Annotated in this window: 19 protein-coding genes, 1 tRNA gene and 7 pseudogenes; 14 read left to right on the top strand and 13 right to left on the bottom strand. The window is 41.8% G+C overall.

The window, feature by feature from the left end:
• The first annotated feature begins 446 nt into the window (after positions 1-446).
• The 5 genes and pseudogenes from V7K36_RS01920 to V7K36_RS01900 form a co-directional block, all read left to right on the top strand.
• Positions 447-719 carry a hypothetical protein gene (locus V7K36_RS01920; protein ID WP_012410874.1) on the top strand — a complete coding sequence of 91 codons (273 nt, stop codon included), beginning with the start codon at positions 447-449 and terminating at the stop codon, positions 717-719.
• 13 nt (positions 720-732) lie between these two features.
• Positions 733-1,410: an ABC transporter ATP-binding protein gene (locus V7K36_RS01915; protein ID WP_335112724.1), complete on the top strand. Its 678-nt coding sequence runs from the start codon at positions 733-735 to the stop codon at positions 1,408-1,410.
• A gap of 366 nt (positions 1,411-1,776) precedes the next feature.
• The gene (locus tag V7K36_RS01910) at positions 1,777-2,325 is read left to right on the top strand and encodes an NYN domain-containing protein (RefSeq protein ID WP_335112722.1); all 549 of its coding nucleotides are present in this window, start codon (positions 1,777-1,779) and stop codon (positions 2,323-2,325) included.
• A 145-nt stretch (positions 2,326-2,470) separates the two neighbouring features.
• Positions 2,471-2,542 (top strand) — tRNA-Asn (locus V7K36_RS01905).
• 24 nt (positions 2,543-2,566) lie between these two features.
• Positions 2,567-3,733: pseudogene (locus tag V7K36_RS01900) on the top strand (aminotransferase class V-fold PLP-dependent enzyme); the annotation flags it as partial.
• Positions 3,734-3,742: 9 nt separating this feature from the next.
• On the opposite strand, the pseudogene V7K36_RS01895 reads toward V7K36_RS01900, so the two are convergent.
• The 5 genes and pseudogenes from V7K36_RS01895 to V7K36_RS01875 all read right to left on the bottom strand — a co-directional run.
• A pseudogene (locus V7K36_RS01895) lies at positions 3,743-3,953 on the bottom strand (IS701 family transposase); the annotation flags it as partial.
• A pseudogene (locus V7K36_RS01890) lies at positions 3,948-4,235 on the bottom strand (hypothetical protein); the annotation flags it as partial. The pseudogenes V7K36_RS01890 and V7K36_RS01895, both read right to left, overlap by 6 nt.
• Before the next feature lie 32 nt (positions 4,236-4,267).
• A complete protein-coding gene (locus V7K36_RS01885; RefSeq protein WP_335112720.1) occupies positions 4,268-5,236 on the bottom strand; it encodes a PrsW family intramembrane metalloprotease in 969 nt (322 codons plus the stop codon).
• Positions 5,229-6,152 (bottom strand): class I SAM-dependent methyltransferase, encoded by a 924-nt coding sequence (locus V7K36_RS01880; protein WP_335112718.1) that lies wholly within the window; start codon positions 6,150-6,152, stop codon positions 5,229-5,231. Before V7K36_RS01880 ends, V7K36_RS01885 begins: the two co-directional genes overlap by 8 nt.
• Positions 6,153-6,337: 185 nt before the next feature.
• Positions 6,338-8,020, bottom strand: coding sequence for a DUF3352 domain-containing protein (locus tag V7K36_RS01875; RefSeq protein ID WP_335112716.1), 1,683 nt, complete (start codon positions 8,018-8,020; stop codon positions 6,338-6,340).
• A gap of 553 nt (positions 8,021-8,573) precedes the next feature.
• Here V7K36_RS01875 and V7K36_RS01870 point away from each other — a divergent pair.
• Entirely contained in the window at positions 8,574-11,258 is a 2,685-nt protein-coding gene (locus V7K36_RS01870) for a M1 family metallopeptidase (protein ID WP_335112714.1), read from the top strand.
• A gap of 283 nt (positions 11,259-11,541) precedes the next feature.
• Here V7K36_RS01870 and V7K36_RS01865 read toward each other — a convergent pair.
• The 4 genes and pseudogenes from V7K36_RS01865 to V7K36_RS01850 all read right to left on the bottom strand — a co-directional run.
• Positions 11,542-11,830: pseudogene (locus V7K36_RS01865) on the bottom strand (IS66 family transposase); the annotation flags it as partial.
• Between the two features lie 158 nt (positions 11,831-11,988).
• Positions 11,989-12,144, bottom strand: a complete 156-nt coding sequence (locus tag V7K36_RS01860; protein ID WP_335112712.1) for a hypothetical protein — start codon at positions 12,142-12,144, stop codon at positions 11,989-11,991.
• The gene (locus V7K36_RS01855) at positions 12,141-13,025 is read right to left on the bottom strand and encodes an NmrA family NAD(P)-binding protein (protein WP_335112710.1); all 885 of its coding nucleotides are present in this window, start codon (positions 13,023-13,025) and stop codon (positions 12,141-12,143) included. The genes V7K36_RS01860 and V7K36_RS01855 overlap by 4 nt, the downstream gene beginning before the upstream one ends.
• Positions 13,026-13,114: 89 nt before the next feature.
• Positions 13,115-13,354, bottom strand: a pseudogene (locus V7K36_RS01850) (NAD(P)-dependent oxidoreductase); the annotation flags it as partial.
• An 85-nt stretch (positions 13,355-13,439) separates the two neighbouring features.
• On the opposite strand from V7K36_RS01850, the gene V7K36_RS33925 reads away from it, so the two are divergent.
• From V7K36_RS33925 to V7K36_RS01815, 8 genes and pseudogenes are all read left to right on the top strand, one after another.
• Positions 13,440-13,607, top strand: a complete 168-nt coding sequence (locus tag V7K36_RS33925) for a LysR family transcriptional regulator (protein ID WP_442948422.1) — start codon at positions 13,440-13,442, stop codon at positions 13,605-13,607.
• A gap of 195 nt (positions 13,608-13,802) precedes the next feature.
• Positions 13,803-14,877: pseudogene (locus V7K36_RS01845) on the top strand (IS630 family transposase).
• Positions 14,865-15,713 carry a LysR family transcriptional regulator gene (locus V7K36_RS01840; protein WP_335112708.1) on the top strand — a complete coding sequence of 283 codons (849 nt, stop codon included), beginning with the start codon at positions 14,865-14,867 and terminating at the stop codon, positions 15,711-15,713. The pseudogene V7K36_RS01845 and the gene V7K36_RS01840 overlap by 13 nt, the downstream one beginning before the upstream one ends.
• A gap of 482 nt (positions 15,714-16,195) precedes the next feature.
• Positions 16,196-17,920, top strand: a complete 1,725-nt coding sequence (locus V7K36_RS01835; protein WP_335112706.1) for an ABC1 kinase family protein — start codon at positions 16,196-16,198, stop codon at positions 17,918-17,920.
• Between the two features lie 29 nt (positions 17,921-17,949).
• Positions 17,950-18,348, top strand: coding sequence for a hypothetical protein (locus V7K36_RS01830; RefSeq protein ID WP_335112704.1), 399 nt, complete (start codon positions 17,950-17,952; stop codon positions 18,346-18,348).
• Between the two features lie 512 nt (positions 18,349-18,860).
• A complete protein-coding gene (locus V7K36_RS01825) occupies positions 18,861-19,829 on the top strand; it encodes a glycosyltransferase family 10 domain-containing protein (protein ID WP_335112702.1) in 969 nt (322 codons plus the stop codon).
• Positions 19,830-20,344: 515 nt separating this feature from the next.
• Positions 20,345-20,590: pseudogene (locus tag V7K36_RS01820) on the top strand (hypothetical protein); the annotation flags it as partial.
• Between the two features lie 257 nt (positions 20,591-20,847).
• Positions 20,848-21,729 (top strand): hypothetical protein, encoded by an 882-nt coding sequence (locus V7K36_RS01815; RefSeq protein ID WP_335112700.1) that lies wholly within the window; start codon positions 20,848-20,850, stop codon positions 21,727-21,729.
• A 54-nt stretch (positions 21,730-21,783) separates the two neighbouring features.
• Here V7K36_RS01815 and V7K36_RS01810 read toward each other — a convergent pair whose 3' ends face one another.
• Genes V7K36_RS01810 through V7K36_RS01795 form a run of 4 tightly spaced genes read right to left on the bottom strand, consistent with a single transcriptional unit; the run spans position 21,784 to position 25,666 of the window.
• Complete coding sequence (locus V7K36_RS01810; RefSeq protein WP_335112698.1) at positions 21,784-22,812, bottom strand: Npun_R2821/Npun_R2822 family protein; 1,029 nt, start codon at positions 22,810-22,812, stop codon at positions 21,784-21,786.
• A gap of 16 nt (positions 22,813-22,828) precedes the next feature.
• Positions 22,829-23,719, bottom strand: coding sequence for an Npun_R2821/Npun_R2822 family protein (locus V7K36_RS01805; protein ID WP_335112696.1), 891 nt, complete (start codon positions 23,717-23,719; stop codon positions 22,829-22,831).
• A 3-nt stretch (positions 23,720-23,722) separates the two neighbouring features.
• The gene (locus V7K36_RS01800; RefSeq protein ID WP_335112694.1) at positions 23,723-24,703 is read right to left on the bottom strand and encodes an Npun_R2821/Npun_R2822 family protein; all 981 of its coding nucleotides are present in this window, start codon (positions 24,701-24,703) and stop codon (positions 23,723-23,725) included.
• A 3-nt stretch (positions 24,704-24,706) separates the two neighbouring features.
• The gene (locus tag V7K36_RS01795; protein ID WP_335112692.1) at positions 24,707-25,666 is read right to left on the bottom strand and encodes a glycosyltransferase family 10 domain-containing protein; all 960 of its coding nucleotides are present in this window, start codon (positions 25,664-25,666) and stop codon (positions 24,707-24,709) included.
• Positions 25,667-25,669 lie beyond the last annotated feature (3 nt).

Genomic DNA, 25,669 nt, shown 5'->3' with positions numbered 1-25,669 from the left:
GACCAACCTACGAATACGAAGCGATCGCGCTTGAGCCAGTCGTCTAGAACGTCAAACCACCCTCTACTGGGGGCGCGTCCAACTGCGATGGTCATTAGAGCAAATCTCCAAATGTTTATAAGTACAGGTTGTATCTGTATTATAGATGGCTATATAAAAGCCTTCCATAAGCAGAAAGTTAACTGGGTTATTAACCAAGGTTACAATTTTTTACATACCTTTAATCATATTAGGTGCAAATCGCTAATTTTTCTAGGGGTTTTGTCATAAAAATTAATTTTTGATCTAGATGAGGTGTGGAATAGGGAGATGAGGGAGATAAAAAGAAATAATCAATGCCCAATGCCCTATGCCCTATGCCCTATGCCCCATGCCCAATGCCCATTTCCCTAGAATCACTCAGCTGACGCTAAAATGAGTCCACAGTTAAATTTGATTATTGCTAAATGTTTACCATCGATTTAAGCATCAGAAACACTGCTTTCCCGATCTCAGTACAACGTAAGTCAGCAGAGGATGCTGAGGCTGTCTATCAGCTAATTTTGGCAGCAATACGCTCTGGGAACCCTGACATTGTGGAACTCAAGTGCGAGGGCAAGACAGAGAAAAAAATTGCTGTCCGCGCTAGTGAAATTTCTGGGGTGCAGATTGTTCAGAAAGATGGTACAACCCCTGGTGGTGGCAGACCTCCTGGCTTTTTCGCTGTAGCTGCTGAGTAACTAAGGTTGACAAATGGCTCAAGTGGGCATTGAGGTCAAGGATTTAAATTTCAGCTGGCCTAATGGAGAGAAAGTGATCAAATCTTGCTCTTTAGAAGTACCCAAGGGTGAGTTTTGGATGCTCTTGGGTACAAATGGCAGTGGAAAATCAACGTTACTTAGACTGCTGGCGGGGCTATTAGCTCCTAAATCTGGCGAAATTCGGGTTTTGCACCCCGTTGGCTTTGTCTTCCAAAATCCGGATCATCAACTGGTGATGCCAACTGTTGGTGCTGATGTGGCTTTTGGATTGGTGGAAGAAAAGTTGCCACCTGCTGCCACCAGAGCCAGGGTTGAGGAGGCGCTAGGAGCGGTGAATTTGCTTACCCTGCAACGACGCCCTATCTATGCACTCTCTGGGGGACAGAAACAGCGAGTCGCGATCGCTGGTGCGATCGCCCGTCGCTGTGAAGTCTTATTATTAGATGAACCAACTGCTTTACTAGATCCAGATAGCCAACTGGATTTAGTTGTTGGTGTCCGCCGCCTCGTCAAAAGTCGAGGTCTTACAGCCCTGTGGGTAACGCATCGATTAGACGAGTTAAATTACTGTGATGGCGCTTTCTTACTAGAAAAAGGTTCTCTTGTTGATAGGGGTGAAGCCCAGCGCCTTAAACAACGTCTGATGGAAGTAGAGGGCGAAGCCTCTTAATTAAGTGCTGAGTGTTAAGTCATAAGTTCTGAGTAAAATAAAAACTACTCAGGACTTTTGCGCCGAGTACATGCCTTGTCCTTTGTGGGTGGTTTTTTCACTTAGCACGAGCGTAACAACTCTCAGCCACAGCTGATGCCGAACCGAAGTTAGGTGACTTTTAACTCAGCACTACTAATTAAATAAAGTACTGCCACGCGCCTTTTCAACAAAGGCGCGTTTTAAATTAGTGCGTCTATTTTAAGGTAAGTTTTATGAGCTTATCGCATTTTTGTCTTGTGTAACATAGTGTTACACACAACCCATCAATTATTATAAAACTTATGAATGAATTTTGTAAACTCTAGAAAATTGTGATTAAAAACCATGCACCGTTCCTTACTCCAAGCCGTTTTGTTGGTGGACGGCTACAATATAATAGGCGCTTGGCCTTGCCTTAAAAAAACGCGTGATAGTGTTGGACTAGAGGCAGCACGGGGCGAACTTGTAGAAGCGATGACTGGTTATAGTGCGTTTCAAGGTTATGCAACTCAAATAGTTTTTGATGCCCAATATCAGAATTGCTCTAGTAATAAAGAAATTATTACTGAGCTTTTATCAGTTTATTACACTGATTTTGGGCAGACAGCAGATACTTATATTGAAAAATCTTGTGCTTCTTTTCGCCAGCAAATAGCCCAATGTTTGATTCCTCGTGTGATTGTCGCTACATCAGATCGGGCACAGCAGTTGATGATACAGGGGTATGGAGCTGAATGGTTGTCGGCACAACAACTCTGTGGTGAAGTTGAAGCTACCGTCTGCCGGATGCGACAGAAGTATCATACGCGCAAACAATCTAAGAGTCGGTTTTTAGCTAATGCCATTGATGCTAAGGCGCGGCAGCGTCTGGCTGAATTACGAATGGGATTATAGTAAATATTTAGTATTTAAAAGTCTCTGCTTAAGTTTCTGAATGAATTTTGGCTGCAAAATTTCTATAATTAAGCATTAAAAAAAATATTGGCGAAAGTACTTGCCAAATCAGATTTTTAGCCCTACTATTATAAATCGTGGGTGGTCCTCAGTAGCTCAGTGGTAGAGCGATCGACTGTTAATCGATTGGTCGCTGGTTCGAATCCAGCCTGGGGAGTTTAGTAATTTTCGATTTTAAATTTTGGATTCTAGATTATCTTTTAATAATCTATGGTCGCTTGATCCATCTGTGACATTTCTAAATCATGGTTCTTTTGGTGCCTGTCCTAAACAAGTACTGGCAGTTCAACAACGTCTGCGGTTACAACTAGAACAGGAACCTCTACGCTTTTTTGGTAGGGAGTGGGAACCATTACTAGACGATGCAAGAAGTAAACTGGCGGCGTTTGTGGGTGCTGATGTTCAAGATTTGGTATTTGTCCCCAATGCGACGACTGGCGTTAATTCGGTGTTAAGGTCGCTGAGGTTTTCACCAGGGGACGAAATACTTACAACCAACCACGAATATAATGCTTGCCGCAATGCACTTGATTTTGTTGCCAGTCGCACTGGGGCGCGGGTGGTGGTGGCAAAAATTCCTTTCCCCATTGACTCGCCACAGCAAGTAGTAGCAGCAGTAATTGAGCGAGTTTCACCAAAAACCCAATTAGCGCTTTTGGATCATGTTACCAGCCAGACAGGGCTAATTTTCCCGATTCAAGAGTTGCTGAAGGAGTTGCAACAACGGGGTGTAGATACATTGGTAGATGGTGCCCATGCGCCTGGAATGATTTCCCTCAATTTACCAGAAATTGGTGCAACTTATTACACCGGGAATTGTCATAAATGGCTGTGTGCGCCCAAAGGAGCAGCATTTTTGTCCGTGCAACGAGATAAACAGTCAGAAATTCGTCCTCTGACAATTAGCCACGGTACAAATTCGCCACGCACTGATAAAACACGCTTTCAGTTGGAATTTGATTGGACAGGTACAGATGATCCTACAGCTTATATGTGTGTACCAGAAGCGATCGCTTTTATGGGTTCGTTGCTACCTGGTGGGTGGAAAGAATTGATCCAGCAAAATCATCAGCTAGTATTGCAGGGAAGACAGCTACTTTGTGAAGCGCTAGAAGTGCAGCCGCCTTGTCCAGAGGAAATGATTGGTTCAATGGCGGTTGTGCCAATGCCTGCGATGTTAGAAAACCGCGATTTTATGGCTGTACACGATGAGTTGTTTGATAAGTTTGGTATTCAAGTGCAGATGATTCCGTGGCAGGAAAAACCTCGGCTACTGGTGCGGATTTCGGCGCAGATTTACAATAGGCAGGAGCAGTATGAGTATTTGGCAAAGGTGCTAATGGGACTTAAACAAAAATTAAGCCCAAATGTAGCCCAAACTGGCTTTATAAGCAGCAAACACGTCACGATTATAAGTCAACCAATCAAAAAATCGACTCATACATAGCTGTTCTAAAAGCTTCTAAAGCTTCAGTAAAGGTATTCAAAGGTTTGCTTGCCCACCTTCGTCTCAAGCCCCCTATCATCTGATGCCAAAGGATAAAAGTATAGGCGCAAAAAACCAAGATAATGTCAGAATCTGAGAAAATGATTCCTGGTGCGATGTCTGACGACAAGCTGCTCCGCATCTACGCAGTTTTACCTAAACCAGTTTCATCTGACCAAATTTTAAGAACTGTAACAATATTGGCGCAGCTTGTTTGATCATCCCAGTTAGGTGCTTTGGTCACAAATAGTTCTCCATCAATAATCTCATAGCGATTCCTGCGTTCACGAAGTGTCTCGAAACGAGAATCGCCAGCAAATAGTTCTAAGTCCGCAGTCGTCCAACGCACTGGAGTTGTTTGCATAGAAACCTTCTAGCATTTTCCTAAATCATATTTTAAAAATACCGACGACGGGCGGAATGTCGCAAATAGCGATAAATGCCCCAGGCTAAAACTCCAAAAAAGAGATTTAGCAAAAACCGAGTAAGTATAAACCACAAAATATCACTGTCAAAAAGCTTCGACGGACTCAAAGGACTAAGAATTCTGGCTAAGAGAAACAGCCCAAAAATAGCATTTCCACCCAGCACGAGGGCAAATAGCACTAAACTCCTCTGCCAATAACGGCGCTGGGGTGTACAGTCCCAAATCAGGGTAATTACAGGTTTACCTTGCACTTTTCGTAGTAATTGTTCCAGTCGCCAAAACATCCACAATAGAAACGGAAATAAACCATAACTCAAGAAACGTAGGGGTAATGAGTAACCCCAAGCACTAGATAGGATATTAACTAAGGCATGACAGATTACAGAATTTAGCCAAGCCCTAAAAATGAACTTCCTGTCTCGATTTAACCGAGTATGGGAGGAAATATAAATTCCCAAGGCATATCCCCAAGGTGCAGAGAATATAGCATGGACTGGCGTGCCGAGAGTACGTTCAAAAATTGATGTTGTACCGTGGAAAAGATAAATCCAGTTCTCTTCGGCAGTGAATCCAAGGGCAACGGCTATGGTGAAGAGGAAAACGGTAGAGGGAAGTAATCGATACCTGCGTTGCAGATAGTAGGTTGGGACAACAACCGCAGCCAACTTACAGCCTTCTTCAATTGGGCTTACTTCCACAAGCTGCCGCAAGGCTATATTAGGAAGCCAACGTTTGATCTGTTGCCAGTCTACAAAAGAATTGGCTACAGTTTCAAAAACCCATTCGAGGCTAAGGGCTAAGATCCCAGATATTGCCCCGATGATAAAGAACATTAGTAACTTTAACAGAGGTGGGGCAAATGGCACCCGACAGTAGTAGCAGCCTAGCAGCAGCAACGGTGGTATTGCTGCCCACAACAGTAGAGAGAAATCAACCACTCACCTGAGCAATCACTGTGCGGTGACGGTGGGTATTGTTGATGATAGTGGGAGTTTGGAAACCTGCCTCAACAACAACTTGCTCAATGTCCAAAGCAAAATATTCATCTAAATACGGTTCAGTACTTTTGAGCAACGTCAAAATGTAGGCTGGCATTTTCTGGTAAACTTCAGATTTTGGATTCATGTCCATGATTGCTAAGTAGCCACCGGGACGCAGCACGCGCCGCATTTCAGCTAAAATCTGTCGGGTTGCTGATTGGGGCAATTCATGGCACATCAGAAAAATGGAGACTAAATCAAAAGAGGCATCTGGTAGTCCAGTAGATTCAGCTTGGGCATGAAGCCAATTAATTTTAGCTTGACGACGTTGTTGGGCGCGGTAATTGGCAACAGCTAAGAAGTAGGGAGATAAGTCCAAGCCGATAATTTTAGCTTGAGAATAAACTGCTTGTAGGGCAAAAGTACTCAAGCCAACACTACACCCTACATCTAAGATATTTTGCGGCTCGTTAGGGATTTGACTTTTCAGGATATTATGGTAACTTTCGCGCAGCATCGGATCGCCTTGGGCTTGGGCGCCCTGCCAAATTTTCGCGTGGACAGCGTAGGCAGCAGGTTCTACCTCAAAAGCGGCTTGCCAACTGAGATTTCCGGTTTCGTAGGCATGGAATGAGGTGAGGTAGTAATCGGGATAGGAAAGCTGAGGATTTTCTACTTGAGCTAGATCAGCCTTCCAATCAAGCGCCTGTAGTCTCTCGACTTCTTGCGTCCAAGGCACACCAATTCTCTCGCCACGTTTAATCATCATTTGTCTAGCTTGATGTTTGGCTAGGTTAGCTAAAGGCTTGATTGCCAATATGCCATTTACCAAGCGGGAAGCGAAGCCAAGATTAGTGTTTACAGCAGCCGTCATAAATTAATTCGCATTGAATAGCCTTTTCTACTTATGACATAGTTGCTGGAGGCCAGTCTAGATGCAAATTGAAAAACATTCTGGAGAGTGGGGGATGAGGGGGATGAGGAAGCAGGGAGAGCAGGAGAGAGAAGAATTAATAACCAACACCCTAGCCCAATGCCCAATACCCAATGCCCCATGCCCTATTTTGCAGTATTCGGCTTGAGAGCTAACAACATCTCCAATTCACTGGTAGATTTATCGGGGCTAATGGCGGTAACACCAAAACCACGAATGGAACCCAGGATAGTAATGGTATCGGCGTTAGACGAGATCAAACTATTAATCAAGGGCATAGTTTTAGTTTTGTCCATATCCAGGTAGAAATAACCGCCGTTGGGCTTTTGCAAAGAACCAGTAACCGCTTTGAAGGTGTCGCTATTGTCGAGAGATTGATTTTTACGATCGCTAACTGCGTCCGCAATTGGGCCACCAAGAGCTACAAATAAAGTGTCTTTATCCAGCCAACCATGCGCCAATAAAGCTCCTTGTTGGGGGATTTGCCATTCAGTTACGTCTTTACTACCAATATTTCTGTTGGCGATGTTGATTTTTTGGGTTTTGGCGAGGGTATCCAATTTCGTTAAGGTGGCTTCGGCAGTTTTGCGATCGCTAGTATCAAATACTAAAGCACCTCCAAAACCAACGCTCGCTAACACCCCTTGATTTGATGGAATCGCACCAAAGGCAAATTCCCCATTCATCCAGCCAAAAATGTCCTTATCCAGGTCAATATTGACAAATTTAAGTTGCGATCGCGCCTGTTCAAAAGCTTGCTTCATTTGGGGATAATCTTTGGACTGTTCTACTAGCGTTGCCCAGCCACGGCTGATGCCACTTCCGCTAATCAAAGCAAAGGTATCAATCGGAAATTGCCCGACTATATTCCCAGGAGTTGATTGATACTGAAATTTATTTAGTTGTGGATCTAAATTAGCGATCGCTTTTACCCGCACTCCCGCGTCATCAACACCAACACCCGCCACCACAGATTTTATCTGCTTAAGTTGCGTCAGGGTTTGTGGAGGTAACTGCTTTGCCTGTGGACTTGCGGCTGCTAACTGCTGTACCGTGCCTGGATAATCTGGTACATAAATTTGGGCGAGGTTGTTTTTCACATCCACTCCTTTGCTGAGAATGCTACCGGCACCTTCTTTACTGGCAAAAGAAGACTGTCCCTTAAACGTGTCAATTGCTTTTTCTACAGCTTGCCTTTCGGGGGCTAATACCAAGTGACTATTATTTAAAACTACGCTATATGTCGGCTTGCCATTTTGTGTAGTTTCGATAATTTTTTGACCTTGGTAGTCAGATTCCTGGAATTTCACCCCTTTTTCTGACTTCAATTTATTAGCAAAATTCAAGGCACTGAGTTTGTCCTTGATTCCCACTACTATGAGGATATTCGGTTTCTGTTGTAAATTTGTTGGTACATTAGATGCCCCAGACGGCACGTTTAACTGTACCGGTTTCACAGGATTTGGTGGCAGTACAGCAATCATCACACCACCAGCCCAAGGCTTTATGTCTTTTTCATAAGAAACGTTACCCTCACTGAACATTTGCTTATTGAAATCTTCCAGATTTTTTGCCACTAACTTTTGTGCTTCTGGAGTGCCAAACTGCTGTAACTTTGCCCAAGCTACCGAGTCAGTAGTAATATAAGCTGCCATCAATGCTGTTGCAGGTACTACTTTAGCACTGCCTAGAGCATCTGAGCTACCACCTGATGGGGCTTTAAAATACGTATAAGCCGCTATACTTCCTGCTACAACTACAGCAGCACCAACAGCAGGAATGAAAAACTTTGATTTAGTTTCAGGCATTTTGTTATCCTCTTTTGCTCAGATTGTCGCCGAGATTTATCCAAGTGTCATTGTAGAGTTTTCGGATTTATTAATAATTTCCGCTCATTGATCGGTATTTACTGATAAAATTAGTAATCTATAAGTTAGCGGTCTAAAATTACTCTCAAAAATACTTCCAAGGGATAATGAGCGAATCTGCAAATGATCTGCTGTTCATCTCAAACAAAATAGCCTGTTCAGCAACAGCAAGCTATCCTAAGTTATAAGAATAATTAGGAGTATTTGTACTTAATGAGAATCTATCGAGGTGTAAGAGACTCTTGACTCGATGACAAAAAAGTGCAAAATATCAGGAAAAGTAAATGCGGGAGGGATATGGAAAAAAGTCCAAGGATCGGCAGCCGACCTTCGGAAATTCGGGTGAGATTAATTTGAATCCCCCAATCCCATAGGGGAGTTCTCACTTCTGTAATGCCCTGTTAATTTGGGAAATACATTTAGACACCGCTATTTTGCTTAACTACATCCAACCAAGCCAGACTTTTCAGAATTACAAGGTCAGTAAGGATCAATGTCGAAGTCTTATTTTGATACAGATAATAACGGACACAAGCCTTTTGAGTTACCGGGGGCAAGACCACACTACAACCCCGATCGCCCCGGACAGGTAGAGCATATTTTTCTCGATCTCAGCTTGGATATCCCTAAGCAAAGCTATCAGGGCAGTTGTAGCATTCGCCTCTTGCCAATCCGTAATGGCATTGACCGTTTGACTTTGGATGCTGTCAACCTGAATATCGAGTCTGTGCAGGTGGACGAAGTGCCACAAAATTTTGACTACGACGGGGAACAGCTTTCTATCCAACTTTCTGAGGCGACCCAGATTGGTAAACGCTTGCTGATTGCGATCGCCTACTCGGTGACAAAACCGCAACGCGGTATTTATTTTATTCAACCAGACAAGCACTACCCAAACAAGCCCACCCAAGTTTGGACTCAGGGCGAAGACGAAGACTCTCGCTTTTGGTTCCCCTGCTTTGACTATCCAGGACAACTGTCTACTTCGGAAATTCGCGTGCGTGTTCCTAACCCTCTGGTGGCGATTTCCAACGGCGAATTGATCGACACTACAGAAGATAGTGATTACAAAATCTACCATTGGTCACAGCAACAAGTTCATCCTACATACTTGATGACTTTGGCAGTAGGTGATTTTGCTGAAATTCGGGACGAGTGGCAGGGGAAACCTGTTACCTACTACGTAGAAAAGGGACGGGAGGAAGATGCTAAACGCAGCATGGGCAAAACTCCCCGGATGATCGAATTTTTGAGCCAAAAGTATGGCTATCCCTATGCTTTCCCGAAATACGCTCAGGTTTGTGTCGATGACTTCATCTTTGGGGGGATGGAAAACACCTCCACAACCCTGTTAACAGATAGATGCTTGCTGGATGAACGCGCCGCTTTAGATAACCGCAATACTGAAAGTTTAGTCGTCCACGAACTCGCGCACCAGTGGTTTGGTGATTTGGTGGTGATTAAGCATTGGTCTCATGCTTGGATTAAGGAAGGGATGGCTTCCTATTCTGAGGTGATGTGGACAGAACAGGAATATAGTCCAGAAGAAGCAGCTTACTATCGTTTATTGCAAGCTAGTCGTTACTTCAGTGAAGATAGCAGCCGCTACCGCCGCCCAATGGTAACACATATTTACCGGGAAGCTATTGAACTTTACGATCGCCACATCTACGAAAAAGGGTCTTGTGTTTATCACATGATTCGAGGCCAATTGGGAGATGAATTGTTTTGGCAAGCAATTCAAACATTTATTCAAGATAATGCCCACAAAACCGTAGAAACAGTAGACTTACTCAGGGCGATTGAAAAGACTACCGGACGTAATCTTTTGTTCCTCTTTGACCAATACGTTTATCGTGGTGGTCATCCCGATTTTAAACTGGCTTACTCTTGGGATGGGGATGCTAATTTGGCAAAAATTACGGTAACTCAAACCCAAGCTGTTGAAGATAGAAATGGCAGTAAGGATTTGTTTGATCTAAAAATACCTATTGGTTTTGGCTATACCCAACAGGAAGAAGTGAAAAGTGAAGAGTTAGGAGTGAGGAGTGAGGAGTTAGGAGTTAAAAATAATTCTCAAATCATAAATTCTAATTCACAACTAAAAACTTTTTTAGTGAGGGTGAATGAACGTGAACAAAGCTTCTACTTTCCCCTAGAAAATAAGCCCAAATTTATCAGTTTTGATGTAGGGAATAATTACCTGAAAACAGTAACTTTAGAGTATCCAATACCGGAGTTAAAAGCACAGTTAGAATTTGATCCCGACCCGATTTCGCGTATCTATGCAGCAACAGCTTTGGCGAAAAAAGGCGGGTTAGAAGCTACCATTGCACTATCTGCGGCGCTCAAAAATGACCCATTCTGGGGTGTGCGTGTGGAAGTGGCAAAACAACTAGCCCAAATTAATTTAGACCAAACCTTTGATGGCTTAGTTCTTGGGTTAAAAGATAAAAATGCTTACGTGCGACGATCTGTAGTGGAAGCGCTTGGCCAAATCAAAACTGCTGAAAGCTATAAAGTTGTCAAAGGGCTGTTGCAAAAGGGCGATCCCAGCTACTATGTGGAAGCAACAGCCTCTCGTGCGATCGGGGCGATGTCTGCGACGGGCTTCGCCTACGCATCTACAAACTTAGAAGAAAAACCCAAGGAAGACAAGGTATTAAAGCTGCTAAAATCCGTTTTAGAAAAAAAGGCGGGTTGGAATGAAGTTGTACGCAGTGGTGCGATCGCTGGTTTAGCTGAATTTAAAACCTCGGAAGCTGCTTTAAATCTGCTAATCGAATACACCAAACTTGGTGTACCACAACCTCTACGTTTAGCCACAATTCGCGCTTTAGGAAAGATTTCTGTAGGTCAAAGTCCGGTTAATTTGGAACGTATTTTAGAAAAATTAACAGAACTAGCCAAAGAAACCTTCTTTTTAACGCAAGTGGCGGTAGCAGCAGCGTTAGGACAAATGGAAATACCTAGAGCAGTCGGGGTTTTGCGATCGCTAGCTGAACAAACAGCCGATGGGCGTGTACGTCGCTATGCTGAAGAAGAAATTTCCAAAGTGCAAAAGAATATTGGTTCAGAAAAAACTTTGCGTCAATTGCGTGAAGATTTCGACCAACTCAAACAACAAAACCAGGAATTGAGAAGCCGTTTAGAAAACTTGGAGGCTAAATCTAAATAGCACTACATAATAATTAAAAGTAGCTAATTGGTAATTGGTAATTGTGGCAAAACCACTACCACTTACCAAATTTATAGCAGTAGCTGAAAGCCCGGTTTATTAAGGGTATGCCTAACTAATCAAATGCAGCGGAGGTTGCAATCTGCTAGCGCTGTTTTATCAACCTCATTATGGACGAGTGTTTTAGAAGACCATCATCGCAGAACTATTTAGGCAAAGCTAAAGTAAGCGTTCAGGGGGTGTAAAGAAGACGAAAAACACCCCCCAAAATCAAGGAATAAAATTAAGCAGCTTTCAATAACTCAGAATCATCAAAACAAGCAGTAACTTCTGGAAGCAAAGAAGGCGCAGTTTTATGACCACGAGCAGCAATAACAGTCTGAGTCATAAACTCCAAAACATTACGCTTTTGGGACTTGAGGGTTGTTACCACAGTGAGCATCCGAGCCACAAAACGACTACCACCTTGAGTTTGAGAACCAAATACTAGTACGTCGCCAAATAACAGCAGGACGAATAGCCCTTTCCGCAGCATTATTAGTCGGCTCAACACCTGGAGTAGTGACAAACGTAATTGACCACCACTTTAGCGCCTTCCTGCACTATAGGACTAGTATTTGATTTCTGAAAAGATACGTAGGGTGTGTTAGCGACAGCGTAACGCACCATCATCAACGGTTTGGTGCGTTACGAACTGCGTTCTAACACACCCTACAATACCTAATTTTGTTCAAAAATCAAATATGATTCCTATAGTTTCATCGCGATCGCTTTGCCGATCCCACGGCTCGATCCAGTGATGATCGCGACTTTTCCTTCCAGCTTTTTCATGAGTAACTCCTTTTTCCAGTAGTGAATCTTTAGTGGTAGAGAAGATAGTTTTCACTCGGCGGCTTGCGGCTGTGCGGCAAGTTCTTTGAAATAGTCCCGCAGTGTGCGTGGCTCGCGATCGAGAATGGCGCGCAGCGTGAGTGCGTTTCCAACTAACGCATGATGGTCATACCAGTCAAACATGATCTGCATCGGCGACGGTTGCTGCTCGACGTTTTGGGCAGGACTTGCAGGCGGGCTGGGTCGAACCGACTCGATCTTCCGCCCCAGCACTTCGCTCATGAGCGCAACGATCTCCTTACGGTTGAGATTGCCCTCAGCGCAAAGTTGATAGGTTCCATAAAGCAGGCGATCTTCGGTGAGCGCGATCGCGGCAACTTCGGCTACGTCGCGGTAGTCTACTCGGCTAAAGCGGGTCTCTTCTGACCAAGGTTCTCCGTAAGTGCCAGTCTTGAGTACTTCCGACCAACTCTGCGCTAGGTTCTGGAAGAACAGAGTCGGTTGCAGAATGACATACTCCATGTCGGATTCGATGATCGCCTCTTCCACAGGTGATTTAGCAATGTGGTTCTTGAGCACGCTGATCACAGGCTCGATCACAGACGAGAACACAAAGCGGCGCACACCAGCCTGTTTTGCCGCTTCCACCATACTTTTGCCGATTTCAGCTTCGTTAGGGATAAAGGCTGGCGCAATATAGAACACCGAGTCCACGCCTTTGAGTGCTGCATCGATGCTTGCCCGATCGGTTAGGTCGCCGATTGCCACCTCCGCAGCGCCGTTGTTTCGTACTTTGTCAGTCTGCTTGCGATCGCGGATCAGCCCCCGAACTTTCGCACCTCGTTTGGCAAGTTCGGGCACGACCAGACCTGCAAACGGACCAGCAGCACCAACCGCGAGAATCGTGGAATCTGTGTTTATGTTGGGTGTTGACACAAGGTTTACTCCTTTTTTCAGCTTGATCGTTGGCGGCAACAATGACTTCGGTTTCAAGCTACCGCTGATTTGAATAACGCTTCTCTCTATTAATCAGAAATGAGTGGCGTTTGGTGCAGATAGCGATCGCTACTCAGTTGTTGCAGCACAAAGCCTGCGGTATCAGCGCGAGAGATTTTACCTGCGGTCACATCGTTCAGATCAGTGAAGACGTGATAGTTCTCAGTCGCAGATCCGTTCGTGAGTTGAGCAGGCCGAACAATAATCCAATCTAAATTGCTCTTTTGAATTACCGCTTCCTGACGGTCTTTGTCTTTGTAAACTTCTTTGAGTACGTAGCTTGCATAGAGAAAAAGAAAAAGTAGTTAAAATTCAAAGCACTTGTGCAAAAAAGGCAAAGATGAGACTGCGACGATGGACAAGCTCAAAAGCCTGACGATTTTTATGCGCTCCGCTCAATGCGGCAGTTTTTCCGAGGCAGCCCGACAGTTGGGCATGGCTCCGTCTGCCGTGAGTCGGGCTGTATTGCGCTTATCCCTCTTCTGTCACTCTCCGAAAACTTTTGCCATTTCTGAATTCTAGAGCTTTTGTATATGAAGCGATCGCGCGATTATTTTCTAATAACAAATACAAGACCAATTTTTTTCTAATAGTATAGCTTGTATTGATTGCCTCATGAGGCTTCTAGCGATCGCCCTCCCGGAAAGTGACAGAAGAGGGTTATACGAAGTTGCGATAGATAGTATTATTTAGGGGAAGTAAAATCAGTGTGCAGTGATGCCTCGGACTCGGATTGAGATTATTCCTCACCTGGATTATGCAGAGTTAACAAGGGCGCTACCGTCGTTGTCGAGATCTAAAAGAACGCACTCGATGGTTAGTAATTCGCCTATTGAGCCGACCTGGTAATCCCATAAAAGTTGAGCAAGTAGCGGAAATTACAGGCTTAAGTGCTGACTGGGTGCGTAAAATTGCTCGTCGTTACAATGCTACTGGTGCAGAGGGAATTGTAGATGCACATCAAAAAAGTCCCGGAGGCAAACACAAAGCCTTAACAAAAGAACAACTTCAAGAACTTTTTGAAAAATTACAGTCACCCCCAAAAGATGGTGGATTGTGGAGTGGACCAAAAGTTGGAGAATTGATTCAACAACAGTTTGGCATTCGTATACATCGGGCAACGGCATGGCACTATCTCAAACGCTTAGGTTTTAGTTTACAAGCGCCCAGACCTTTACATGAGCGCAGCGCCACCCCAGAACAAAGGGCATTTTTTAAAGCTCAACTGAAGTTTTTCGTCCAATTAATGCGTTGGTTATGCCCTCATAAGCATCTAGAAGTCTGGGCACAGTCCGAGGCGCGTTTAGGACTTAAACCAGTGGTGCGTCGAACTTGGGCGCTCATTGGTAAACGTCCAACTGCTGATCATTATCCGCGCTACAAGTGGTTATACACCTACGGTTTTGTCCATCCTAAAACTGGCAATAGCTGTTTATTCATTTTGCCCCGGGTAAATACAACTGTGATGCAAATTGCACTTGACGCATTTGCAACGCAAGTCAATTCTCAAGGTGACAAGCTAATTATTTTACTTGTAGACCAAGCCGGTTGGCATACAACTCGTCATCTCACTGTCCCAAAAGACATCATTATGTACTCTATTCCTCCATACACCCCTCAACTTAACCCAACTGAGTGTCTCTGGCCATTACTTAGAGAACGATTAGCCAATAAAGTATTTGATACCCTCGATTCTTTAGAAACCGTCTTGATTGAACGGTGTCAGTGGTTGATGAACAATCCAAGCACTGTTAAAGGAGAAGTCGGATTTTCCTGGTTGTGTTCAATATAACAAAATGTAACAATACTATCTTTGGCAACTTCGTATTAGAAGATGAATTGGGGGTGCGCTTGCTCCAACGAACGACTCGCAGCTTAACGCTCACTGAAGCGGGCGATCGCTTCTATCAACGCGCTCAGCAAATTCTCAACGATTTGGAAGAAGCCGAACTCGAAGTCAAGCAATCGCAATCGATGCCGATTGGAACCTTGCGGCTGGATCTGAGCTCTACGTTTGGCAAACTGCATATCGCCCCGGCTCTGCTGCGATTTGCCGTACAATACCCTAAGCTAAACCTGAATGTTTCGTTTAACGATCGCTTGATCGATCTGATTGAGGAAGGCATTGATGCAACTGTGCGGATTGGGTTGAGCAGCGATAGCAGTTTAATCATGCACCACCTGGCAACTGCACACTACACTACTTGTGCCTCGCCGCAGTATCTTGTTCAGTATGGTACGCCAACAACGCCGACAGACCTATTGCAGCATCGCTGTGTCAACTTTATCTTTCCACAGACTGGGCGAGAACCTGAATGGAAGTTTGAGCAAGACGGCAAATTGATCGACTTTTCCGTTGACAGCTATCTGCGATTTAATAACTCAGAAGTCGTCCTAGAGGCGGTGATTCAAGGAGCGGGCGTAGTGCAATTGCCCAAATTTATTGCAGCGAAGGCGATCGCGCGGGGTGATCTCCAACCGATTCTTCAGTCCTATGCAACTCAAGCTGGATTACCGATCGCCGTTTTGTATCCGCAAAAACGCTATCTCTCGGCTAAAGTTCGCGTCTTTGTCGAGTTTATGCAAGAGTTGGCGATTGCATTAAACCACGCTGATATTGTCGATTAAACGCTTGAAGAACAATGCTGTATCACTTATCTACCAGGTAGAAGCAGCTACCTCCAGCCCTGAACAGTTGCAAGCTAAATGGGTGGCTAAGACAGTCTGAATTTTAAAATGATTAAATCCAAGACACTAATAGTACTACTGCTCCATGTAACTGTTAGTAAATTAAAGTTACTTAACTATGGCCGTTTATTCCAATTTGCATACATAGGTAAATATTTATATTTTTATAAACAATGGTTAAGAAAAGATAAAATCATCTGAAACTCAGATAAGTAGTTGTAGTTTTATAAAGTATAATTAAGAAAAAGATAAACAAATCTAGGCAGTAACATAGGCTAAAACCGCCTCGAACAGTACCCCCAAAGGATAAAGTTCTAGTTGTTTTAGATAAAAGACTACCGCTATCCTGAACTTTCAACTAACTTGTGGGTCAGGAGAAAACAATCATTGTAAAATTTTCAGTTGAAGAGGCAAAAAAAGGCGTGGGTCAGTATCAACCTGCTCAGCTACAACTCTATAATCCAGATGCGATCGCTCGCTACTATAGTTACCGTCCCTGGCTAGCCTGGGGGCGAGTTCTGAAAATTATCTCCTCTTTTGGCGGATTTATATTCAGGCTCAAGTGGGACGAATGGCAAGATCAAGTTGAGCAGAACAAGGGTAAACGAGCTATCCAGTTGCGAGAACTGCTCACCGGCCTGGGCCCGACATTTATTAAAGTTGGTCAAGCTCTCTCCACCAGACCAGACCTGATACGCAAAGATTTTTTAGAAGAACTGATCAAGTTACAAGACCAGTTACCACCCTTCGATAATGCGATCGCTTATAAAATTATCGAAACTGAACTAGACCGCCCAATTCATGAAAGTTTTAGCGAACTTTCACCTAACCCAGTAGCTGCTGCTAGCTTGGGTCAAGTATACCGGGGTCGTCTGGTCAGTGGCGAAGAAGTCGCAGTGAAAGTCCAACGCCCCAACTTACACCCGGTAATCACACGCGACCTATATCTGATGCGTTGGGGAGCAGGTTGGCTAGCTCCTTGGTTGCCTTTAAATCTTGGTAACAACCTAACTTTAATTGTGGACGAGTTTGGCACGAAGTTATTTGAGGAAATTGACTATATTAATGAAGGCCGCAACGCCGAAAAATTTGCTAGCAACTTCCGCAACGACCCGCAAGTAAAAGTTCCAGGGATTTACTGGCGTTACACCAATACCCACGTTTTAACCCTGGAATGGATTAATGGTTTCAAGCTGACAGATACTAAACGCATCCGCGAAGCAGGTTTAGACCCAGAGGCAATCATCGAAATTGGCGTTACTTCAGGATTGCAACAGCTTTTAGAATATGGTTTCTTCCATGCTGACCCCCATCCCGGCAATTTGTTTGCGATACCCGATGGTCGTATGGCTTACATTGACTTCGGCATGATGGATCAGTTGGAGGAAACCACCAAAGAAACGTTGGTGGATGCGCTAGTGCATTTAGTGAATAAAGACTACACCGACTTAGCCGAAGATTTTGTAAAATTGGGATTTCTGACTCCAGACACGGATATTTGCCCGATTATACCAGCATTAGAAGCGGTGCTAGGAAACGCTATAGGCAAAAACGTCGGTGATTTTAACTTTAAAACTATTACCGATGAGTTCTCGGAACTGATGTACGAATATCCTTTCCGAGTCCCGGCGAAGTTTGCTTTGATTATTCGTTCCCTGGTGACTCAGGAAGGTATTGCCCTTAGCCTCAACCCGAATTTCAAAATTGTCGAAGTCGGTTATCCCTATATAGCACAACGGTTGCTGACGGGGGAATCGCCGGAATTACGGCGGCGATTATTGAATGTGTTGTTTAAAAATGGTAAATTCCAATGGCAGCGATTAGAGAATTTAATTGCGATCGCTCGTACCGATAGCAACTTTGATGTATTGCCCACGGCCCAAATGGGGTTGCAATATTTAATGTCGCAAGAAGGGAAATTTCTGCGGCGACAGATGGTGCTTGCTCTCACCGAAGATGACCGCCTGCACACCGAAGATGTCCAACGCCTATGGAACCTGGTTAAAGATGACTTAAAACCGGATCGTTTATTTAATATAGCGATCGGCATTTTAACAGATTTATCCAGAGAAGGCGCAGCTGCTATCCTCCCAAAAGCTACATCACTTGGCTCTTTTGCTGGGAACCACTCAACAAATAAAAAGTAAAAAATCTTTAATATAAATCAGGAGTTTTCATGTACTATTTTCCTGTGCAACCGCCTTATTTTCTGTTACTTGTTGGCTTTCTAGCAGCATTAACTTCTGGTTTGGCATTATCTGGTACTTTGAAAGTAATTGTGCAGAAATGGCCAAGCGATGCCTACGGCAACCCCTCCGGTGTACGCACAGAAAATACTAAACCGCGTTCCTCACTGAAACAATTACTTGTGCCATTTATCGGCATAACTGGCGGTACTTCTCTATTTCTGTCTTCAGGCTTAGAGATATTTGGCTTTCCCTCCTCTTTAGCTTTAGGAGTCGGTCTACCAATTAGTCTGCTGACTTGTTTGTTAGTGTGGTTGCAGCTGGGAAGTATGATGACCTTTATAGAACGCGAAGGTATGCAATCTTTAGATTTAGATTCTTTTTCTTAGATTTAAAACAATACGGTTAAATTCTGATTAACTGAACTGTATTGATATCTAGGACACTTTACTAATATACAAATCAACCTAAATGCTCACCAGCGATGGTGAGCATTTGTACTTCTGGTATGAAGATTTGTCAAGGCTTTGTAGAGATGCCATTAATCACTTCTTCACATCTGTTAGGGCTTGGATGGGATTTAGTAATCGGATAAAAATAGGTATTATTACAGTAGTCAGTACCCGCATTATATATGTAAATATAGTGTTTGATTTAAATCGGAACAATCTGCATAATTTTGCTGTCTCTAAACGCATTTTTGATGTTAGTTTCAGTCAAATTTTATTTAAAAAATAAAACCTGCACCACATCCGAAAAGTGCTAAAAATTGTACATCTATTTTTTTTGAAACTAAGTTGCAATCTGCTGTATAAATCGGAGGGGCTAACGAAAAACCCTGTAATTAATACGGAGCAAGAGTTTTAAGCGGGTTTACCATAAAATTTTTCAGGAGTTTGAAGTGACAATTAAAATATTTAAAGTTCTACCAATGCAATATACTCCCTTTGTTTTAAAAGATGAATTAGAATTTCTTAAAAATCAAGGGATTGAAATGACAGAAGATATAGGTTTAGCCGACATCATATTAGCTTCTAATCTGCGTGTTCTCAGACCTTTAAGAATAGCTTATAGAAAAAAGAAAAAGTATCTCGTTTGGACAAGTGAACCTAGATTTGATGTTACATTCAAAAAAATAGATCGAGGATTTTTCTTAATGGGCAATGCCCACATCATGAACATTTATACAGGTGACATATTTATAAATAATTTCACTCTTCCATTTTTTGATGATTTTTATAGAGAATATTGGAAAGAATCCTTAAAGCCACTAGATAAATTTAATTTTACTGGATTAGACAATCGCAAAATTGTCATAGTTGCAGGATATAGAAATAATCAGAAAACTACAAGTCTAAAAAGAGCAGATAAGGAGTTGGATCTATTGTATATTAGAACCCAGATAGCATTGGCAGGATATCAGCTAGGAAAGGTAGATATTTATGGACCAGGCTGGCCTGATAATATATCCTTAGAAAGTTCAAGAAAAGGAGACTATATATCCAGAAAAGTTGAGATTTTAAAACCATATAACTTTAATCTATGCTTTGAAAATACAAACTTTAATTATTACTGCACAGAAAAAATTTGGGATAGTATTCGGTGCTATTGTCTGCCAATTTATTTTGGGCAGAGAAATAAAATATATGAAGATTTTCCGAAAAATAGTTTTATAGATTATAGTGAGTTTCCCAGTCCAAAGGATCTCTTTGATTACGTCGATGCTATGACTGAGCAAGAATTCCTCACTCGCATGAATCTATGTATTAAGACTTACAACACAGTTCATGAAAAGCTTAAATCTGTTAATAGATATGAAGAATTTCTTTTGAGTACTGTTCGTAGAATAAAAGAAATAATAGCATCTTAAAAAAATATTTAACAGATTAATTATTGCAATTCTAGTCAAGTAGCTATAGAGTTGAGTGGCGTTGTTGGGTGAATAGGGAAAAATGGTAAATTTTACTTATCCCCATTTAAACCCTGTCCATTTTGAAACCCGTAGTTTTTCAGCAGAATGCTACGATTCGGTCGTAGCTGGAGTTATGAGCTTTACCTAATCACAAAAAAAACTATGGTTTTCAAGGTAGACGCGGTTTAACACCTGCTTTGACTATTGAGCGGCTAGTAGTCTGTCAAGACAACTTTGCTGGGTAGCCCCTGTTCTTGATAAGCTACTGAAAAACCAGGGAGTAGCATGGTAAAAAAGTACATTGTGCACTTAAATGAGAATGAAGTTTCTCAGTTGCAAACACTAATTAAAAAAGGTAAGCACAAAGCAAGAACCATCACCCGCGCAAACATTCTTCTGATGGCTTCAGATGGAGAGACAGATAAAGCGAATAGCCAAGCGATGCCTACGGCAACCCCTCCGGTGTACGCACAGAAAATACTAAACCACGTTCCTCACTGAAACAATTACTTGTGCCATTTATCGGCATAACTGGCGGTACTTCTCTATTTCTGTCTTCAGGCTTAGAAATATTTGGGTTTCCCTCTTCTTTAGCTTTAGGAGTCGGTCTACCAATTAGTCTGCTGACTTGTTTGCTAGTTTGGTTGCAACTGGGAAGTATGATGACCTTTATAGAACGCGAAGGTATGCAATCTTTAGATTTAGATTCTTTTTCTTAGATATAGGATGCCTCACCAAATCACCGTAAATGATCACCGCTAGCAATGATGTTCTACTAAAAATGAGATCATTAGCTAGTGGTGAATACTTATTCTTTACTGAAACTTCATAACTTTAAGATTTAATTGCGTTAAAATTACGTACAAATACTGAAAGTTGCATCCGCAGCATCTCTGCTAAAGGGATAGCAACTATGACTCAAAATGTACTCGACTTTGTTTATAATTTTATTTACTTATAAGGAGTGTAAAAACCTATGACTCAAGACAAAAAAGGATTTTGTTTTTGTACTTTAGCATGTGGTAAAAACTATCGTGATCTTGCATTGTTATTAGCAAAAGATATCGAAAAATATTCGCCTAACACTTCTTTTATTATTTTAACTGATTGTCCTAGCGACTTTAGCCAACAGCCTAACGTTTTAGCATTTAAGCATAGACAACAAAGTATTAAGTTTTACCATGACAAAAGATTTGCAATAGCTAAGGGTTTATCTCTATTTAATTCATGCATATTCATTGATGCAGATATGCGAATATTAGCGCCAGTTCCACAATATCCGCAATGGATTTCAATGCCAGGAATAACGGCAAGGGGTTGTGAAAATATGCCTAAAAAGTATGCTAAGGTTCTAGCTGGCAATCTTGACGCCAAACTTTTGAAAGAGTTTAAAGTGGCTAAAAAGGCTGCTTCAAAGTTTAATCTAGAACTAGAAAATGAAGATATTAACTTTGTTTACGAATATTTATTTGCAGTTACAAAAGACTCTGGAAAGGAAATAGAATTTCTTAAACAGTGGGAAATTCTCGCATCTTATTGTGAGTTAAATGGACTGTATGACTCCGAAGGAAATGCAATAGGTTTAGCAGCTGCTAAAGCAGGTTTACCTGTTAGATGGAGTGCAATGGAGGGTATCTCTTTCTTTAAGAATAGAATCGAATTCGTCAGAATCAAAAAGGGAGAGTCGAAAATGGAGGACATGGCAATATACTTTGAGCAACAAGCAAAGCTAGAATACCCCAAACGCTTTATTGGGGAGAGAATTATACTTAAAATCAATAAAATTATTAAGTATTTATATAATTTACTGCGTTTAAGAATTAAAACTTTGAAAGACTTTAATTTTTATTACCGATAATTGGGCAATAGATCAGCTACAACTTAAACAACTTTTAATTCTCATTTTGCTTAATTATTTAGTAATTCTATATTTTAAATTACGATAATTGAGCTTAATATTGTTAATTTTTTGATTGAAAAAACTTGTAGTAGTCTTTTGCAGACGCATTAGAGGACTCTGACGCTTAAAGCTTTTGGGCCTTTGTTCTGGCGACTTTAAATACCTATAATGCAAAAACACATCTCGATATGGAATATTAACATCTTCACCAGCGCAAATTTGAGTAAAGTTTGATGAACTTATACTCATATAGTGTAGATATGTCAGCCGCCGTCCTTGGTCGTATAAAATATTATCTACCACATCAAATTTAGAAGCCCAATGGCAACCAGTTGCTGTATCATGATGGGCGTAATTGTAGTAAGAAATTCCACTACGTAAAACCAAATAGTTGAGAACTGTTTGATCTGAATCTGCCCATGCCAGCGCATCAGCTTCACCTGCTTCTAAGTTTTCTAGTAGATTGGCTAAATTAGCATCGTCAAAAACACCCTTTTTAGAAGCAAACCAACCAGAACAAAAAACGTGAGTACTGATATTTTCTATAGGAAAAATCTCTTTTAGCTTATCTTTTGACCAGTTGAAAATATAATTCAAATCGGATTTATATTGAAAGTCATTCGTAATCCAATCATATTCATCCAACTTTTGATAAACATCATCAAGTGGTTTCATCAACAGCGTATCTCCGTCAAAGAAGATAAACTTATCAAATGGCCCATCTAAACAGCAGAGTTTTCGATGCCTTTCTATGCGATAATTATCTGGCAAACCATATTCCTTCCACAGCTTTAAAGCTCTTGGGTGAGCTTTCCAGATACGAGAGCCAAAGTCCTCCCAGTAGGCTATGGAATCAGAATCTTCAAATAAAGTAACATTATCTCTAGATGCAATCTCTACCTTTACTTTGTCTAGCTGCTCATTATATGGAATTATACAAATAGGAATTTTTCTACCAGCATTAGCTTCTATACTATTGAGTAACGCGACTAGTTGGTCATAGACAACATCATTCGCTAAGATATAAATGCCATCGGTCATGGGGATACTCCTAATATTAAGTACGAGCAGCAACAAAGGGAAATAAACGGCGAGTCAGTTTGGGGATGAAAGCGAATTTACCCTGATGGAGATAGCGATAGTGTTCCCACAATTGCCAATAGGGACAACCACTTTTCATCCGTGTACCAGCCCAGTGGAGATATTTTAGTCGTTGTCCTCGGTCATAGAGGGCGTATTCTTGCTGTTGGAAATTTTGCGAACCAGCCCAACTACCAGGCCCTCCCCCAGGAATTTTGACGAGATTTCTACGTTTGGAAATTAGTTTGAGAACAAGATAATTCAGAATGGGTTGGTCTGTAACTCCTTCCGAAAAATCAAAATATTCTCGATGTGCTGCACACTCACGCAAAGCTTCATCCATTTGTTGTTCGGTAATAACTCCTTTTCTCGAAGCCCAAAAGCCACTGTTGAAAACATCTTGAAGTTGGGCATCTGAAAAAATTTGCTGCTCTTTCACAAATGGGGAAAAGATATTTCGTAGTTTATCATTAGCGTGATGGTAATCACAACAGAAGAAATCAACTTCTGAAAGTTTGTCTAAATTGTCGGCGATTTTTTCAAAAACGACAATATCAGTATCAATATAAATAAACTCATCTAAAGGGCCAAACCACGCTACCAGTTTACGCATTTTGTTAGGTAAAGCGAGGAAATCTCGATCAAAAATTTCACCGATGCGTTTGGTAAATTTATCAATCAGCTCCAAATCTGGGAAAATTTGGACTTTGTGTAAAGTAGCAAGCTGTTCGGTTACCTTCTGATAATTTTCATTAAAAGGTATGAGATAAATGGTTACTTCTGGGTCATAGTAACGAATGCTATTGAGTAAAGCGATCGCATTATCAATAACGCGGTCATTGGCAACTATATAAATGCCCTTACTCATAAATTATCCTTGGTTAATTAACTTAAGTTTTCGCAAAGCTCTTGTAAGTAAATTTGGTATTGGAGCGTCATTATAATTCTTAGGAGGATTTTTCAAGACTGGACGCTTCTCTGGTTCATGTAAGTAACGATAATAGAGAAATAAATCTCGATAGGGAAACTCAATATTTTCTCCAGCACAGACTGCTTGATTGATATTAGGAGCAATCCCAATGTAATGGAGATAAGTTAGTCGATTACCTTTATCATAAAGAAGATGTTCTCGTTCCTCGAAATGCTTAGATGTCGCAGAACATCCTGTTGTTTCATTATCTGGCAGTTGGAGAGCAAAGTTATAAATAGAAAGATTAGACCTCATTACCATATAGTTAATCAGTGGTTGTTCACCAGCACCGCTATACAAAATTTCTGCTTCACCATTTTGTAAATGCGATATCAGCCAATCTCTTTGTTCTAAGTTAAATATTCCCCGTTTTGCGCCATAGAAGCCTGAGCAAAATATTTCTGAATCAATACGTTTTTGCTCAAAAAGTTCTAGTAATTTAGGACAATTAGTATTATATATTTTACTAACATCCTTAAATTGGAAATCGTAGACAACAAAATCATAACTATCTAGCTTTTCAAACACTGTGGCTAGTGAGTTCATCACCAAAGTGTCTGCATCTAAATAGATAAACTTATCGAATGGCCCATCAAAAGCGCAAAAACGACGGTGAGCGCCATACAAACGGAATTTACTGCGATTCAATCGTTCTGGTGCTGCTGTCAGCATAAATTTATCCCAGAGGTTGATTGATTCTTGATTATCGTAAAGAAATACATTAGGGCGTTTAGCTATTTCATCAGCAATTCGCTGTGTCTGATCATCGAAAGGATAGATACAAACAGGAGTTTCTGAACCCAAGATAAGATCAATACTGTTGAGCAAAGCCACCAGTTGATCGAAGACATAATCATTGCCAAGGGTACAAATACCATTCATAATTTATGAGTGTTGAGCAACAAAGTTTGACAACCAGTTAAGCAGGTTTAATTTGCGTAAAATGATTTGACGTGCTTCTGCGATCGCATCTTTAGCAGCATACCAAGCATCAGGTGTAGCTGTCACTTCTTGGATGTAAGCAATGCCTTTTTCATCTAAACTTGGCAATCTTAAAAAACTACCCGGTGGTAATAATTTATCAGCAGCTGATCCACCATAATAAATTGGCAGACACCAGGCCAGCAAAGAATCCCACAATTTTTCACTCACATACCAACTATTTTCTGCATAGTTTTCAATTGCCAGATTGTAGTAGTATGGCGCCATTCCATGCCATTTGTGGCCAAGTTCTCCTTTTGTTGGCGACCATGCAGGTAAGTCTCGCCCATACAAATCAAACTTAGTATCGCTGGCTTGCAATGATTTCAAAAAGTCTAAGCGCTGGCGATGGTTAGCTGTTCGGTTAATTCCCGAAGTAATCCAACTACATGGAGCAATCTTTTGCGGTATTGGCATTTCATTTAAATCCTCAAATGATTTGGCATGATACCAAATAGCAGGCATATAATCGGGATTGGGCGCAAAGTCATCGGGGCCGGAAACATGGCCACAATACTTTTGAGCTTCCTGATAATTCCGCTTATTTATTTCTACAATCTCATTTAAGGGCGGTTCGCGGAGAAAATAAATAATCCGCTCTTTCGGTACACCAGATAATAGAGATTCTATATTTATTTCTGGTTCTTGTTGTCGTTTACGAACAATATCTAACCAAGATCGTTGTGAGGATGGTTGGGGAAAATCAAACTGATATAGCAACATAAAGTCTGGCTTTTCCGCTATTTTCAACATTTGGATGTTATCCCAAACACCAAAGGAGTGCGGGGTTTGTTGCCATAACCAATCTCTGGTTTTAGCAAGACCTGAATAGCTGCTAATCATGCCAACAGTTTTGATAGTCATAAA

This window comes from Nostoc sp. (assembly GCF_036919555.1).
In the GTDB taxonomy this organism is placed as follows: Bacteria; Cyanobacteriota; Cyanobacteriia; order Cyanobacteriales; family Nostocaceae; genus Nostoc.
This window is presented reverse-complemented; position numbering and strand designations above follow the sequence as displayed.

What these genes read in the sequence shown, in the direction of transcription:
- V7K36_RS01920 (WP_012410874.1), top strand. Translation starts at nt 447, where the DNA reads ATGTTTACCATCGATTTAAGCATCAGAAACACTGCTTTCCCGATCTCA.
- V7K36_RS01915 (WP_335112724.1), top strand. Translation starts at nt 733, where the DNA reads ATGGCTCAAGTGGGCATTGAGGTCAAGGATTTAAATTTCAGCTGGCCT.
- V7K36_RS01910 (WP_335112722.1), top strand. Translation starts at nt 1,777, where the DNA reads ATGCACCGTTCCTTACTCCAAGCCGTTTTGTTGGTGGACGGCTACAAT.
- V7K36_RS01880 (WP_335112718.1), bottom strand. Translation starts at nt 6,152, where the DNA reads ATGACGGCTGCTGTAAACACTAATCTTGGCTTCGCTTCCCGCTTGGTA.
- V7K36_RS01875 (WP_335112716.1), bottom strand. Translation starts at nt 8,020, where the DNA reads ATGCCTGAAACTAAATCAAAGTTTTTCATTCCTGCTGTTGGTGCTGCT.
- V7K36_RS01870 (WP_335112714.1), top strand. Translation starts at nt 8,574, where the DNA reads ATGTCGAAGTCTTATTTTGATACAGATAATAACGGACACAAGCCTTTT.
- V7K36_RS33925 (WP_442948422.1), top strand. Translation starts at nt 13,440, where the DNA reads ATGGACAAGCTCAAAAGCCTGACGATTTTTATGCGCTCCGCTCAATGC.
- V7K36_RS01830 (WP_335112704.1), top strand. Translation starts at nt 17,950, where the DNA reads ATGTACTATTTTCCTGTGCAACCGCCTTATTTTCTGTTACTTGTTGGC.
- V7K36_RS01815 (WP_335112700.1), top strand. Translation starts at nt 20,848, where the DNA reads ATGACTCAAGACAAAAAAGGATTTTGTTTTTGTACTTTAGCATGTGGT.
- V7K36_RS01810 (WP_335112698.1), bottom strand. Translation starts at nt 22,812, where the DNA reads ATGACCGATGGCATTTATATCTTAGCGAATGATGTTGTCTATGACCAA.
- V7K36_RS01805 (WP_335112696.1), bottom strand. Translation starts at nt 23,719, where the DNA reads ATGAGTAAGGGCATTTATATAGTTGCCAATGACCGCGTTATTGATAAT.
- V7K36_RS01800 (WP_335112694.1), bottom strand. Translation starts at nt 24,703, where the DNA reads ATGAATGGTATTTGTACCCTTGGCAATGATTATGTCTTCGATCAACTG.
- V7K36_RS01795 (WP_335112692.1), bottom strand. Translation starts at nt 25,666, where the DNA reads ATGACTATCAAAACTGTTGGCATGATTAGCAGCTATTCAGGTCTTGCT.